Raw genomic sequence first — 14660 nt, 5'->3', positions numbered from 1 at the left:
ACTAGTCGAAGTCAGCCCACTTGCCACCGTGGTACCGAACGGTGATCTTCGAGAAGAGCGCGCCGGCGAGCAGATGCTGGATCTTCTGGATGGACTGCAGCACCTCGAGGCTCGTGTAAGGCGCCCGGATGAACAGGTGCACGCCGCGGTGCGGGCTCTTCGCCACCTGCGCGGCCGCCTTGGTCAGCTGGTTCAGGACGGGGTTGACGCCGGTGCTCGTCGACCTGACGGCCTTGAGCGTCATCGGGACGCCGTTGTCGTGCCACCCGTCGATGCCCGCTTCGTTCTTGACCTTCTGCCCGATGACGTCGCCACCGTGCTCCTCCCAGATCTCCCTCGCCTGCTGGAGCTCCATCGGGTCGTCCCCGCCGAGCGCGTTCGGTTCCCACCTGCCCTGGCCAGGTTCCGTGCTGCAGTTGTGCACGAGCACCGGCACGCCGGCCACCGCGACGTAGTAGGTGTGGAACGACGCGACCGTGAGGTCCCGCATCACCTTGTTGCCCACGCGGTTGCGAACAGCCTGCACGAGGATCAACGACCCGTCGGCGGTGCGCAACTCGTGGCCGGGGACCAGCTGGGAGGCGAACGCCCAGCGGTGCTCGGTGTTGTCCCAGAAGGGGTGCGTCCAGGTGGTCCGCACCGTCTCGACCCGGCCGTCGGTGAACTTCACGTCGAGGTCGGTCAGGTCGAAGTCGACGTTGCGGTGCAGGTCGGTCACGGGCTGGGCGATCGTCTCGCCGGTCGCCGGCTCGGTGGCGAGGACCTCGTCACCGAGCTGGACGTCCTCGATCGGCTTCGTCGTGCCGTCCGCGAGGACCACCGGCGTCGCGGGAGCGAAGCTGTGCGCGTTGCAGCTCCTGGGCTTGGACGGCGGTGACGAGGCCACGTCGTCGGCGAGCTTGTCACCGTTCCTGCGCATGGCTTGGCGGGCCTTGTTCAGCACCTTGCCGCCGACGACACCGAGACCGGCGGTGACGCCGCCGACCGCGGCGCCGATCGCCATCTCCTTGCCGAGCTCGCCGACGCTGAACTCCTTGCGGCCACGTGCGACGTCCGTGCCGTATTCGGCACCCGCCGCCGCGGCACCCGCGACCGCGCCCGCGAGGATCAGGCAGCCGACACCGGTGGCGCACACGGCGCCGACCGCCACCGCGGCGACCGCGCCCACCACCACACCGGTGGCGAACTTGAGCGGGTCCTCCTTGATGGACTTGACCGTGTTGACCACAGCGGTCTTCACGGTGCTGCCGACCGCCTTGGCGGCGCTGCCGATGGCGCTGCCCGCCGCCTTGAACGCACCGCCGATGGACCACTTCCCGTCCGCGTCGACGTAGCTCAACGGGTTGTTGTTGCCGTAGGCGTAACCGTGCATCTGCTGCGGGTCGGCGTTGTCGATCACCGGGTCGACCGAGATGAACCTGCCGGTGGCCGGCTCGTACTCACGTGCCCCGATGTGCGTCAGGCCGGTGTTGTCGAGCGTGCCGCCGACGAAACCCTTGTCCAGTTTGGACGGCCAGGTGCCGGTACCGCCGCGGACTTCGCCGAACGGCAGCGTGCGGCGCGTGGACACCACCTGGGTCAGCGCGTTGATCGTGTTCTCCGCCGTGCCGTGCTGGTCGGAGGACATCCACGTCAGTCCGGTCGACGTGCGCATCGCGATGGTCTGGCCCGCGTGCGTGTAGTAACGCGTGCACGACTTCGCGCCGGACGATGCCGTGTAACGCAGTTCCTGACCCGGCAGGTACAGGGTGCGGCCGGCCGGATCGCGCCGGACCAGTCGGTTGCCGTCCGCGTCGTACACGTACGACGTGGCCCCGGTGTCGTCCACCGTCGTCGCGATGCGCCCTTCCGGATCCCAGGTCAGCGTCTGGGTGCCGGTGGTCGGCGCCGGCCGGGTCAGCATGTTGCCCGACTCGTCGTAGGTGTACGAGGTGCTCCGGACGCCCGCGGTGTCGGTGGTCGACGTGCCCGCCAGGCTGTGCTTGCCGGGCGTCGGGGTGTAGTCCGTCGTGCGGTCGCCCGCGCTGGTGCCGTGCTCGACGAGCTTCGTGCGGTCGCCGGCGGTGTTGTAGGTGAACGACTGCCAGTACTTCGACGGTCCGCCCAGACCCGCGACGGTCGGTGCGGGGGCGCAGTCACCGGACGCCGGCGTCCACGCCTCGGTCAACCGGCGCAGGTGGTCGACCTGGAAGCACTGCGTGTCCGCGCTGACGGAGTCCGCGACGCGGGTGACGTTGCCGAACGGGTCGTAGCTGTACGACACGTTCGCGACGTCGGTCGGCGCCGTCTGCCTCGTCGTCCAGATCTGGTTGAGACGACGCGTGAACTGGTCGTAGTTGCGCGTGACGTCCACGGTGCTGCCACCGCTGTTGCGCAGCCGGTAGGAAGCCAGCTCACCGAACGACGTGTACGCGGTGGCGGTGACCAGGTCGGTCTGCGCCTTGGTGCCGTAACCACTGCGCTGCGTGGTCTGCTGCCCCAACGCGTCGTACCCGTTCTCGATGGTTTCGCGCTGCAGGTCGCCCACCGCGGGAACGCGCGTCGTGAACAGGGAACCGTCGGAGTTGTAGGTGTAGACGTAGGAGTAAGTGCCGGCCAGGCCGGTTTCCCCCTCGGGCACCGTGAAGTCGGTCCCCGTCGGCTGGTAGTCACCGGTGAAGCCGATGTTCTCCTTGACGTACTGACCGAGCTCGCCGTACCGCACGGACTTCACCAGCTGGCCGTTGACCCTGGTGCCGTCGGCGAGCACGTCGTAGAACCACTCGGCACGCAACGGGCCGGTCGCGCTCCCGTCCCGCATGCTCGTCTTGCGGCTCAACGCGTCGTAGGTGTAGGCGAGCGTCTTGCCGCGACCGTCCGTTGTGGACAGAAGCTGCCCGGCGTCGTCGTAGGTGGACGTGCTGACGCCCTTGTCCGGGTCCACGGCGCGGACCTGCCTGCCCATCAGGTCGTAGCCGTACTCCCACACCTTGCCGGTCGGGTCGACGACCTTGGTCAGGGCGCCGTCGCGGTCGTAGGTGTACTTCGTCGCGTCGAAGCCGTTCGGGCTTCCCGCGGCGAAACCGGAGCGGTACTGACGCACCTCGGAGGTGCGGCCGAGGACGTCCACCAGGGTCGAGGACACGATGCCACCGGCGGGCGGGGTCACGTCGGTCCGGTCACCCGCGTGGTAGGTGGTGGTCCGGGAGATCTCCTCGCCGCCGGGGCTGGCCACCGGCATGTTCTTCTTGAGGATCTCCGCGATCTGCCGCCCCGCCCCGTCGTAGGTGGTGACGGTCGCCGACGGGATGGTGTCCGTCGGCGTGAACAGCTCGGTGCTCAGGCCGGTGGTTGCGAGGTAGGCGTTGTTCGACCGCACGGCTCGGCCGGCCGAGTCGTAGTACGCGTCGGTCACGACCGCGTTCGTCGTGGTGCCGGACGAGTCGAGCTTCTGCGTCTGGCGCGGCCGCAGCAGACCGTCGAACAGCTGGTGCGAGGTGTTGTACTGGCCGTCCTTGTTGATCGACTTCGTGGTGACGACGACCGGCCCGTTCGTCCGCTCCAGGTAGGAGAACGTCTTGTCGGCCGGCTGCACGCTCTTGTCGTGGCCCGGCAACCAGACCGCCGTGGTCCGGCCCAGGCCGTCGTAGGTGATGTCGGTGCGCCGCCCGTTCGAGTCCACAACGGACAGAGGCAGGTCCCACGCGGGTTGCTTGGTGGTCGTGGTGACCCAGCCCAGCGAGTTCGTGGCGGCGACCTGGGTGACGGGACCGCCCGCGGACGGGGTGTACGCGGTGGTCGTCGTGCCCTTCAGGTCGGTCAGCTTCGTGACGCGACCGTAGGCGTCGAACTCGGCCGTCTTCTCGGTCAGGTAGTCGGGAGTCCCGTTGACGTACGACCTGAGGCCCTCGGTCTTCGTGATGTCGCCCTTGGTCGGTGCGACACCGAGTGCCTGGTTGTCGTAGTAGGTCTTCCCGTCCGCGTCGACGTCGGCGTCCCGCAGACCGCTACCCGCCTGCGCCTTGGCGCAGTCCACCTGGAACACCCGCTCCCGCGACACCGTGGTGACCAGCCAGGTGGACGTGTTGCGCGCGTAGTCGAGCAGGGTGCACTTCTCGTCGCCGGTGACCGCGTCGTCGCCTCGGTCCTCGGACTTCAACGGCTGACCGTAGGTCTGGTCGAACTCGGTCGTCGAACTGGTGGTGCGGTAGCCGCGGCCACCGTCCAGCGCGATGCGGGTGTGCTTGCCGGCCACGTCCACATAACGGGCGTACGTGGTGATGCCGTTGATCGTGCGGGTCGCGGTCGGTTCGGAACGCCACGGTTCGTTGACGGTGGCCGACACCTCGGCGCCACCCGGACCGTTGTAGGTGATCTCCTCGCGAGGCATGCCGGCGTAGACGTCCTCGTCGAACGTGGCGGGGACGTTGCCCACGGCGATGGCGGGAACAGGGACGTTGCGGGTTCCCGACGGGAGCTTGTCGCCGTGCATGCCGCGGAAGTAACGGGTCTCGGTCAGCGTCTGCTCACCGGGATCGCCCTTCATCGCCCTGACCGCGGCGTACCCGCGCCACACCGACCAGGTCTTGTCCTCGGCCTTGATGAAGCCGTCGTCGTCGGAGTAGTGCCAGGCGGGGTCGCCGACGTACTCGTACTGGGTGAGCACCCGCACCGACCCACCGGTGAGGTCGGTCTCCGTGACGCTCTTGACGACGTACTTGTGGAAGTAGTCCCAGATCGGCGTCGTGTTGCCCTCCGGTGTCCAGTGCACCGGGTAGCAACGCAGGTTGTTGTCCTGCAACGCGTTCGGGTTCGGCATCCGGGAGCCGGCCACGCAGTCCGGGTCCGAGTACGTGACGTCGACTCGGCCACCGGTCTCGGTGTGGATGGTCTTGAGCCGCCACCACTTCATCGCGGCGTACTGGTCGGAATGGGTGTCGACGCGGTTGCTCAGCTGGATGCCGGTGAACCTGATGTCCGGGATGGTCGTGGTCTGACCGACCAGGCCCTGGTGGGCGACCTTGTCCAGCCAGAGGCCGGCACGCGTGCCGTCACCGGGGTCGGGGAACGAGTGGCTCAGCGTCCACTTCTCCACCGCGTTGCCACCGACCTTGGTGGTCACCGACGCGAGACGCTTGGTCGTCCAGAACGTCGGGGAGCCGGTGCGGCACGGACTCTTGTCGCACGCCTGGTCCCACGGCACGTCCGGCCACTTCACGGCGTCCTTCGTGCCGCAGTCGGCGAGACAGCGGTCGGCCGACTCGAAGACCACCTGCATCGGAGCGGTCTCGGTGCGGTCGTTGCGGGTGCCGTAGTCGATCTGCTTGAGGACCGACGCGCGGTCGTAGTCGGCGAGGTCCGTCTCGGTGTTGTTGCGGGCGTACTTGTTGGTTTCCTTGTCGTAGCTGTACGTCATGGTGTTGCCGTGCAGGTCCACGACGTATTCGAGGTTCCAGCGGTACGGCTGTGAGCAGAAGGAGTCCTTGAACGCGTTGGCAGCACACGGTTCGCCCGCGTGGTTGCCCGCGACCGGCACGTTCAGCGTCGACTGCCTGCTGCGGCCGAACCAGTGCTGAGTGCCGTCGGTGGTCGTGACCACCCAGTGCTCACCGTTGCGGGCGCCGTTGTCGATGCCGGTGCGGAACTCGACGCGGGTGCCGTCGTCGTTGCGCAGCCGCCAGCGGTTGTCCGCTTCCTTGATCAGCTCGCCGGCGTGCCCCTCCATCGACAGCGCGGCGTTCTCGTTGCGCCAGCACAGGTCTCCGGTCTTGGTGGTGTTCCGCGCACCGTTGGCCATGTCGTCAGCACAGGAGATGTAGCGGCGCTCGATGAAGTTCGCACCGAGCTCGAAACCCTCACCGATCCACGACGGCTGGTTGTTCGACGCGGCCATCCGGCCGTCCACGCTGCCCGACGAGTAGGCCAGCGCCAGCTTGGGCGCCGGGCCACCGAGCGACGGCGGCATCCGAAGCGAGTAGTTCCAGGTGAACTCACCGGTGTTGCTACCGGATGACCAGGTGGCCGACGGCGAGAGGCTCGTGGCCGAGTACGTGCCCGAGCCGCTGGACGTACCCGCGGACAACGCCATCAGGGCGCCGCTGGACGGCGTCGCCTCGGTCGCGGTCACCTTGCCCGTGGCCGTGTTGTTGGTCGACGGCACCGGCTTGCTGTGGCACTCCGGCTTCTCCGGGGTCTTCAACGCGCACTCGGGCAGCTCGACGAGCCGCAGCCGCGAGGCCCAGTCACCGCCGTAGGCCCAGCGGAACGACGAGTAGTCGACGTCGAGCTTGGCCGCGCCACCGGTCACCCGGAACAACACGCCTTCCACTCCGGCGGCCCTGGTCCGGTCGCGGTCGAACGTCTCGACCCTGACCTTGGGTCTGGCCTTCGCGGTCTCGGTGTCCGCCGCCGCGACCGCCAACGGGGTACCGGCGACCTTCGCGGGTGTGCCGGCGATGGCGTCGACCTCGGCGACGCCGGCCTTGGGCCACACCGGAGCGCTGCCCTTGAAGGGGCTTCCGGTGCGGACGTCCTCGTTCTTGCTCAGCTCGGTCAGCGAACCCGCGACGACGCGTTCCTTCTGCGGGGCCGGTGGCTTGTACGGGGCCGCCAGAGCAGGGGTGGCGGCCAGGACGGTGGACATGAGCGACGCGGCCAGGACGACGGCCAGTCCGCGTCTGGGCAGGGCTGTGGGCATGGCACAACTCCAGAAGTGTGTGAAGAGGACTGGTCAGCCGAAGAAGACGCGGGCGGGCTCGTACCAGCCGGCGCCGACCTGCTTGTTCTCCGCGTACGGGAACGCGTCCAGGCCCCGGTAGTTCGTCCAGGACCAGACCGAGCCGTCCGGGCGCACCATCACGATCTCGGCCTTGCCGTCACCGGTGATGTCGGCGAACCAGGTGCGGTCGGAGGTCCAGCCGGAACCGATCTCCTGCGGGGTGTCGTAGGTGCCGTAGCCGAGGCCGCTGAGGTTGCGGTAGGCGAAGACGGTCTGGCGTTCGTCGGCGTTCACCGTGATGAACTCCGCCTTGCCGTCGCCGTTGATGTCCGCGAACCGGATGGCCTCCGGCGCCGCCGTCGTGACCTTGACGATCACCGGGGTGGTCGAGAACGCCGTGGACTGGCCGCGGTCGTTCATTCCGAAGAGGTTGCGGTAGACGCGGACCCTGCCGTCGGTGTCGAGGGAGATGCGGTCCGCGCGGCCGTCGCCGTCGACGTCGGCGAACTTGATCCGCTTGGTCTCGCCAGGGGCCGAGCCGATCACGATCGGGTCGATGAACGGGAAGCCGTTCATGCCGTTGACGTTCCGGAACGCCTTGATCGTGCCGTCCGTCGTCACGCCGATGATCTCGGACTTGCCGTCGCCGTCGATGTCCGCGAACCACGTGCGGTCCGGCGTCCAGCCCGAGCCGATGCTCTGCGCGTTGTACGGGTAGCCGCCGGCGTCGTTGCGGAACGCGCGGACGGTGCCGTCGGCGTCCACCGAGATGATCTCGGCCAGGGCGTCACCGGAGACCGACGAACCGGTGCGGGGCGTCGCCGGGAGGGCGGCCGGAGCCAGGGCTCCCTGGAACGTCTTCAGCTCGTCCACGTAGCCGTTGAAGAACTCGCCCGCGCTGCTGCGGCCCACCGACAACACGCCCGTGGAGTTCCAGCCCACCACACCGGTGACGGTGCTCTTCAGCGTGTCCGGGCTGTTCTGATAGCCGACGGTCAGCTTCAACGTGCGCGCACTGGCGTCGTACACCGCCACCAGGTGCGTCCACGTGTTCACGACCGCGTCCGCCTTGGCCCGCCACCACGTCGACGGGTTCGACGACGCGTTCGGCATCTCCGCCGACCACTGCGCACCGTCGTACTTCAACGCGAACGGGTCCACAGTGGACGGACCACGCTGCACCACGACGGTCCTGGCCGTGCCGGTGTCGTTGAGCTTCGCCCACACGTCGACCGAGAACGACTGCGCGGTGTTCAGCACGGACTCGTTCGTGCTCGCCGAGCCGCTGGTGCCGTTGAGCGCCAGACCACCAGCGCCCGCCACGCCCTGGCCCCACGACGCGCCACCGGCCAGGTTCAGCTTGAAGTCACGGGCGTACGGCGAGGAGTCGAACGCGACGGAACCGCTGTTCTCGTTGAACTTCCACTCACCGACACCGCTGGCCTGCGCCGCGTCGGCCATGGACAGGGACTCCTGCGGAGTGATCGTGCGGTTCCACGCACGGACCTCCGCCAGCTGACCCTGCCAGGCCTGACCGATCCGCAGCTGCCCAGTGGCGCTGAAACCGTTGTCCACCACAGCGATCGTGCGCTGCAACGCACCGTCCACGTACAACCGGACCTCACGGTCAAGGCTGTCGTACGTGCCGGTCAGATGCGTCCACACGTCCTTGGCCGCGGCCGCGTCGGACACCGCGGTCTTCTGCACGGTGTTCGCGGCATCGCTCTCCGCCAGCGAGAAGTTCCACTTGTGCGACGCGGAGTCGTAGCCGAGCTTGAACGCCGAAGCCACCGAACCCTGCTGGCTCACGACCGTGCGGCTCGCGGTGTCATCGGTGAGACGAACCCACGCCGACACCGAGAAACCCTTGCTCGTGTCGACGACCTTGGCCGTCGTCGCGGTGTTCGAGCCGGTGAAACCCACCGACGTCTGCCCACCGACTGTGCGGCCCGCGGCAGCCGGGTCGACACCGCTCACCGCGAGGTCGTGACCGTTGCCCGTGGCGTCCACCGCGGGATCGTCACCGTTGAACCAGGACGCCTCGTTGACCTTGGCGCCCGCGACCGTGAACTGGAACGACTTGCGGGTGAAGTTGCCCGCCTTGTCGTAGGCCTCCACGAACAACGTCTTCGGGCCCGACGACGGCGGCGTCCAGCGGACCGGAGTGCCGGCCGCCACCTCCGCCGAGGGTGAATCCGTGAAGCCCCACTTGAACTTCACGACGTCGGTCGACGTGCTGGCGAACGTGAAGGTGTCCGCGATGCCGACCGAACCGCAGCCTTCCGCCGGGCAACCCGAGGTCTTGTAAACGGAAGAGCCGAACGTCGGCGCGTCGGGCGCGGTCCTGTCGATGGTGAACTCGCACCAACTGGAAGCCGATCCCCACACGCGGCCGTCGGAGGCAGTCATGCGGTACTCGTAGCTGCCGGTGGTCATGCCGCGGCCCGCGATGGTCGTCTTCTCCGGACCGGGCTGCGTGCCGACCACGCCGGGGTAGAAGAACCAGTCGGTGGAGAACGGCACCTGCGCGACCATGTCCACGGAACCGTCGCCGTTCAGGTCGGCCACGGTGCGCGGGGTCGAGCCCTGCCAGCCCGTGCCGATCACGTAACGACCGGGGTCACCGGTGTAGGGCGCACGAGTACCGCTGCCGGGGTACAGGTACATCGTCCCGTCGGCTTCCCAGTACGCGAAGATGTCCGGCTTGCCGTCACCGGTGCGGTCGGCGACGCCCGCGTAGGTGAACCCGTTCCAGCCCCAGCCCAGCGACACCCGGTCCGCCTGCGGCGCCTGGCGCTTGCCGTCACCGGGGTACAGCCACAGCACGCCGTCGGGGTCCCTGGCGATCGTGTCCTTGTTGCCGTCGCGGTCGTAGTCGGCGATGCCGGCGAAGGCGTAACCCTGCCAGCCCCAGCCGATCAGCACCCGGCTCTGGGCCGAGGGGGCGCGCTTGCCCTCTCCGGGGTAGAGGTACAGGTCACCCGTGGCGTCCCACCGGGCGATGATGTCGAGGTTGCCGTCGTTGTCCCAGTCCGCGACACCGGCGATGGTGAAGCCGTTCCAGCCCAGGCCGATGTCCACGCGGTCACCGGACCTCCTGCCCTCCGGAGTGTCCACAGTGGGCAGCAGGTACAGGTAGCCGTCGAGGTCGCGGATCAGCAGGTCGGTCTTGCCGTCGTTGTCCCAGTCACCGGTGCCGACGAGGTTGTCGGACCACTCCACGACACCGTTGGGCAGGGTGTCCGGCTTGAGCACCGTGTACTGGGCGGTGGTGCCGTTTCCCCACGGCGAGTTGTCGACGTGGGCGATGGTCGCGCGGGAACCGTCGGGACGGATGCGCCGCCACTCGAAGCGGGCGGTCATCGTGTCGCCGCCGTCGGGGTCGCTGACCCGGCCGCGGATCGTCGGCGTCGCGGTGGGCACCAGCGGGCGGGCGGCGCCGGTCGCGCAACCCTTGCCGTCGACGGTGATCTGGTCCGGCGTGTTCGGGATCGAGTTGTAGTCGATGGCGAGGACCGCGCTGCCCGCGTTGAAGCGCTTCCAGTTGTTGACGCTGCCCTCACCGACGTGCATGACGACCGTGACGTTGTTCCAGCCGTTGTTCGCGGCGTGGTTGACCACTCCGGTGAAGTTGAACTCGACGTCACCCGGCCCGGCGCAGTTGTGCGTCGCGCCGACCTTGCGGTTGGCCGCGCTCGACCACGCCCAGTTGTCGTCCCACCAGCCCGGCTGGTTGTTCCACGTCGTGGAGCCGCTGAACTCGTTGGCGACCCGCACGGTGGCGTTCGAACCACCGTTGTTGCAGGTGAAGGCCCACCGCTGCTCGATGCGGAACGACGCGCCGGTGACCTGCTTGCCCTTGACCCCCGAGATGTCCATCCGGAAGTACGAGCGGACGGTGTAGGTCGAGCTCAGGCAGGCGCCGGTGGACGAGACGCTGTCGCAGATGAGACCGGTTCCGGCACCGCCCTTGTCACCCGCGTCGGACAGGTAGTCCTGGCCCTGGTTGTTGCGGCCCTGCCAGAACACCGAGCCGGGGTCCTTGCTGGACACCAGCGTCCACGCGTTGTCCAGCAACCTGCCGGACCAGGACGGGTCGATCATGACCGGGTACTGGGCCTCGTTGAGCAGCGCGGCGTCCGGGGTGACGGTCAGCTCGCCGTTGGCGGCGGTCACCGGCATGGTCGCCGTGCGCTTCTTCTTGGCCTCCACCGCCGACTTCGAGAGCACGCCGACGTGCGCGACCGCCTCCTGGCCGGAGTCCCACATGGTCGGTGCCGGCGAGCTGAAGACGACCTTGCCGGCCGTGTCCTTGGCCTCCAGGCCACCGGCGGCCGCGTGCGCCGTGACGCCCTTCGTCGCGAACCCGAACGTGACCTTGGCGAGCTTGGGGTTCTTCGCGGCCTCGCGGTTCTTCACGACCAGGACCTCGGAGAAGCCCTGCGGCGACGCGGTCAGCCTCAGGTCGACGCCCGGCAGCACCTCGGGGTACGTGGCGTCCGCGCCGGACAGCACCGGCTTGGGCAACGGCCCGAACGGCCAGGTGATCGCGAGCTCGCGGTCACCGTCGCGCAGCTTCGCGGCCGGACCGGTGCCGCCCGAGGAGAACTCGACCGGCAGCACGGCCGCGGCCGGCGTGACCGTCTGGCCGGTGGCGCGCAGGGTCGTGTCGACGCGGGCCCACGAGCCGTCGGCCCTGCGGGCGAAGCGCGGCTCGACCGACTCCTCGGTCGTGTAGCCGCCCTGCGGCTTGGCGAAGGTCTGCGCGGTCTCCGACCGCAGCGACATGATCTCCACGCGCTGTCCACAGCGCTTGGCCAGCTCGGTGGCGGCCTGCGGAGTCTGTTGCGACTCAACGCATTCAGGTGCCGCCGCGGCGATTGGAACGTGCACGCCCGGCAGCAGCACGGCCGCCGAGATCAGCAATGTGCGCAGCGCAAAGCCGCGCGCTCTCGAAGCGCGAATCAAAGTGAGGCCCCCAGGCATCCGCGCATGTCCCCCGACAACACGCGTTACGTGTCAAGCTCCGCGGAAGCATGCACGGCGAATGCAGGGATGGCAAGAGGCGCCGCCACGTGACCTGATCCACAAGATCACGCGACGGCGCCTCGTTCGCCGTCAAATGAGGGGTCGGAGGTCAGAGCCCCGACTCGGCGGTGCGGACCAGGATGGCGCCGCACTCCTCACAGCGCACGACCTCGTCGGCCGCCGCTTCCTTCACCTTCGACACCGCGCTGCGGTCGAGCTCGATCCGGCACGCGCCGCAGCGGCGGGACTGGATGAGGGCCGCGCCGATGCCCCGCTGCTCGCGCTGGCGGTCGTAGAGCTTCAGCAGGTCGTCCGGGAAGCCCTTGGCCATCGTCGAACGGTCGGCGGTGCGCCTGGTCTCGACGGCTTCGAGGTCGGCGAGCGCGGCATCACGGCGGCCGGTGGCGGCCTCCAGCGTCGAGCGGGCCTTGTCGAGCTCCACGCGGGCGAAGGAGGCGTCGGCCTCCACGGCCTCGCGGCGTTCCATCAGCTCCAGCAGGTCGTCTTCGAGGACGCCCTGGCGGCGCTGGAGGGTGGCGAGCTCGTGTTCGAGGTCGGTGAGCTGCTTGGCGCCGACGGAGCCGGACTGCATCAGCTTGCGGTCGCGTTCCTCGCGGGCGCGGACCTGGTCGATCTCGGTCTCCTGGCGCTTCACGTCGCGGTCCAGGTCGCCGAGCGTCGTCTCGACCGCCACCAGCGCGTCCTGCTTCGCGCGCACCAGCTGCTCGACCTCGGCGATCTCCGCGATCTCCGGCAGCGTGCGGCGACGGTGGGTGACACGCGCCAGTTCGGCATCGACCTCGGCCAGGTCGAGCAGCCTGCGCTGCACTGCGGGATCGGCTTTCACGCATGTCCTCCTGCTGCTGAGCTCGCCGCCCCGACGGTCCACGGATCGGTCCGGCGGGTGGAGACGAGTACCTCGACCCTACCGCCGAAGGCCTCCCGCAGGATCTCGGCCGCCTGCTCGCACCACGGCCACTCACTGGCCCAGTGCGCCACGTCGACCAACGCCGGTCCGCCGGACTCGACGTGCTCGCTCGCGGGGTGGTGGCGGAGGTCCGCCGTGACGTAGGCGTCGACGCCCGCCCGAGCCGCGGTCGCGAGGAAGCCGTCCCCCGCGCCCCCGCACACCGCGACCCGCTTGATCAGGCGTTCCGGGTCGCCGGCCGCGCGGACGCCCTGAACGGTGGCGGGCAGCGCGTCGGCCACGCGCTGGGCGAAGACGCGCAGCGGTTCGGCCTCCGGCAGCTCGCCGATTCGACCCGTGCCGGTGTCGCCCGACGGCTCCGCCGGTTCGAGCGGGCCGGTGACCGCGAGCCCGATGGCCTTCGCCAGCGCGTCCGAGACGCCCGGCAACGCGCTGTCGGCGTTGGTGTGCGCGCAATACAAGGCGGCGCCGTTCCGGATCAGCTTGTGCACCAACGCCCCCTTGGGGTCGTCGGCCGGAACACCGTTGACCCCGCGCAGGAGCAGCGGGTGGTGGGCGAGCAGGAGCTGCGCGCCCGCCGCGACGGTTTCGTCCACTGTGGACGAGGTCGGGTCCACGCAGACCAGCACGCGGGTGACCTCCTCGGCCGGGTCACCGCACACCAGGCCGACCGCGTCCCACTGCTCGGCGGTCTTCGGCGGATACGCGGACTCCAGCACCGCGATCACGTCGGCGAGCTTCACGCCAGTTCCTCCATCACTACCCGCAACGCGTCCACGAACACCGCGAACTCCTCCGGCGGCCGGATCGCCACGCGCAGGTACGTGTCGTCGAGACCGGGGAACGTGTCGCAGCGCCGTGCCGCGATCCCCTTGTCCCGCAACGCCAGCCGTGTGCCCTCAGGCACCCTGAGCAGCACGAACGGCGCTTTCGGCGCAACGACGACCAGGTCTTGGAGCTGCTCCAAGGCGTACGCGGCGTGCTCCTGCGCCTCACGGGCGAACCGCGCGGACGCTTCGAGCGCCTCCGGCTCGCAGCACGCCGTGATCGCCTCCAGCGTCAGGCTGCCGACGGCCCAGTGCGGACGGCCGTGCGCCAGCCTGGCCAGCGTCTCCGGGTCGCCGAGGAGGTAGCCCGCGCGCAGTCCCGCGAGGCCCCAGGTCTTGGTGAGGCTGCGCAGCACCAGCACGTCGGGGTCGTGCGCGAGCGACTCCGGTTCGCCGGGCACGGCGTCCATGAACGCCTCGTCGACGACGAGCCTGCCGGGCAGGCGCTTGAGGGCGGCCCGCGAGTGCAGCACCGACGTCGGGTTCGTCGGGTTGCCGACGACGGTCAGGTCAGCGTCCACAGAGGTCTCGGACAGCGTGAAGCCGCCGTCGAGCAGCACGTGCTCGACCGGGATTCCGGCGTCGCGGAACGCCACCTCCGGCTCGGTGAAGCCGGGGTGCACGATCGCCACGCGGCGCGGTGAGAGCTTCGGCAGCAGCGCGAAGCCCTCCGCGGCACCGTTGAGCAGCAGAACCTCGTCAGGCGAGCGCCCGTGACGGCGTGCGACGGCCTCACGTGCGCGCTCTTCTGCCTGCTTGGAGGGGTAACGGCCGAGGTCGTCGAGCGCCTGGGCCAGCCGGTCGCGCAGCCAACGCGGTGGGCGCGGCACCCGCACGTTGACGGCGAAGTCGGCGAGGCCGGGTGCGGCGTCGACGTCACCGTGGTGGCGCAGGTCTGGGCTGGTCATCGCCCGAGATTCTAGGCGACCAGCTCAGACCGGCGCGTCACTGCATGTAGCGGCGGAGCTCGGTGAGGTGGCTGATCAGCTCGTCCAGCTGGAAGGCGTCGAGCTGCGCGGACTCACCGGGCGGGGTGCGGAAGCAGACGCGACCCTTCTCGTTGAGGTACACCTCGAACGCACGACGGCGCCCGAGGGCGTCGGTGCACCCGATGATCTCCCGTTGCGGGGGCACGTCGGTACCGGTCTGCATGGGCGGCCTCCATGTCGTTTGTCCGTAC

6 protein-coding genes are annotated in these 14660 nt (G+C 69.3%); all 6 read right to left on the bottom strand.

The window, feature by feature from the left end:
- Position 1: 1 nt before the first annotated feature.
- The 6 genes from ACWEIJ_RS41830 to ACWEIJ_RS41805 all read right to left on the bottom strand — a co-directional run bounded on the left by ACWEIJ_RS41830 (position 2) and on the right by ACWEIJ_RS41805 (position 14632).
- Positions 2-6676 carry an RHS repeat-associated core domain-containing protein gene (locus ACWEIJ_RS41830; protein WP_449842850.1) on the bottom strand — a complete coding sequence of 2225 codons (6675 nt, stop codon included), beginning with the start codon at positions 6674-6676 and terminating at the stop codon, positions 2-4.
- Between the two features lie 33 nt (positions 6677-6709).
- Positions 6710-11623, bottom strand: a complete 4914-nt coding sequence (locus tag ACWEIJ_RS41825) for a LamG-like jellyroll fold domain-containing protein (protein WP_449842849.1) — start codon at positions 11621-11623, stop codon at positions 6710-6712.
- Between the two features lie 211 nt (positions 11624-11834).
- Positions 11835-12572, bottom strand: a complete 738-nt coding sequence (locus tag ACWEIJ_RS41820; RefSeq protein ID WP_449842848.1) for a zinc ribbon domain-containing protein — start codon at positions 12570-12572, stop codon at positions 11835-11837.
- Positions 12569-13396: a Nif3-like dinuclear metal center hexameric protein gene (locus ACWEIJ_RS41815; protein ID WP_449842847.1), complete on the bottom strand. Its 828-nt coding sequence runs from the start codon at positions 13394-13396 to the stop codon at positions 12569-12571. Before ACWEIJ_RS41815 ends, ACWEIJ_RS41820 begins: the two co-directional genes overlap by 4 nt.
- Positions 13393-14388 carry an Rv2231c family pyridoxal phosphate-dependent protein CobC gene (cobC, locus tag ACWEIJ_RS41810; protein WP_449842846.1) on the bottom strand — a complete coding sequence of 332 codons (996 nt, stop codon included), beginning with the start codon at positions 14386-14388 and terminating at the stop codon, positions 13393-13395. Before cobC ends, ACWEIJ_RS41815 begins: the two co-directional genes overlap by 4 nt.
- Before the next feature lie 37 nt (positions 14389-14425).
- Entirely contained in the window at positions 14426-14632 is a 207-nt protein-coding gene (locus tag ACWEIJ_RS41805) for a hypothetical protein (protein WP_030472678.1), read from the bottom strand.
- Between the last annotated feature and the right edge of the window lie 28 nt (positions 14633-14660).

This window comes from Lentzea sp. NPDC004789 (genome assembly GCF_053601075.1).
The sequence above is the reverse complement of the archived record's forward strand: the minus strand, read 5'-3'. Positions and strand labels throughout refer to the sequence as shown.

What these genes read in the sequence shown, in the direction of transcription:
- ACWEIJ_RS41830 (WP_449842850.1), bottom strand. Translation starts at nt 6,676, where the DNA reads ATGCCCACAGCCCTGCCCAGACGCGGACTGGCCGTCGTCCTGGCCGCG.
- cobC (WP_449842846.1), bottom strand. Translation starts at nt 14,388, where the DNA reads ATGACCAGCCCAGACCTGCGCCACCACGGTGACGTCGACGCCGCACCC.
- ACWEIJ_RS41805 (WP_030472678.1), bottom strand. Translation starts at nt 14,632, where the DNA reads ATGCAGACCGGTACCGACGTGCCCCCGCAACGGGAGATCATCGGGTGC.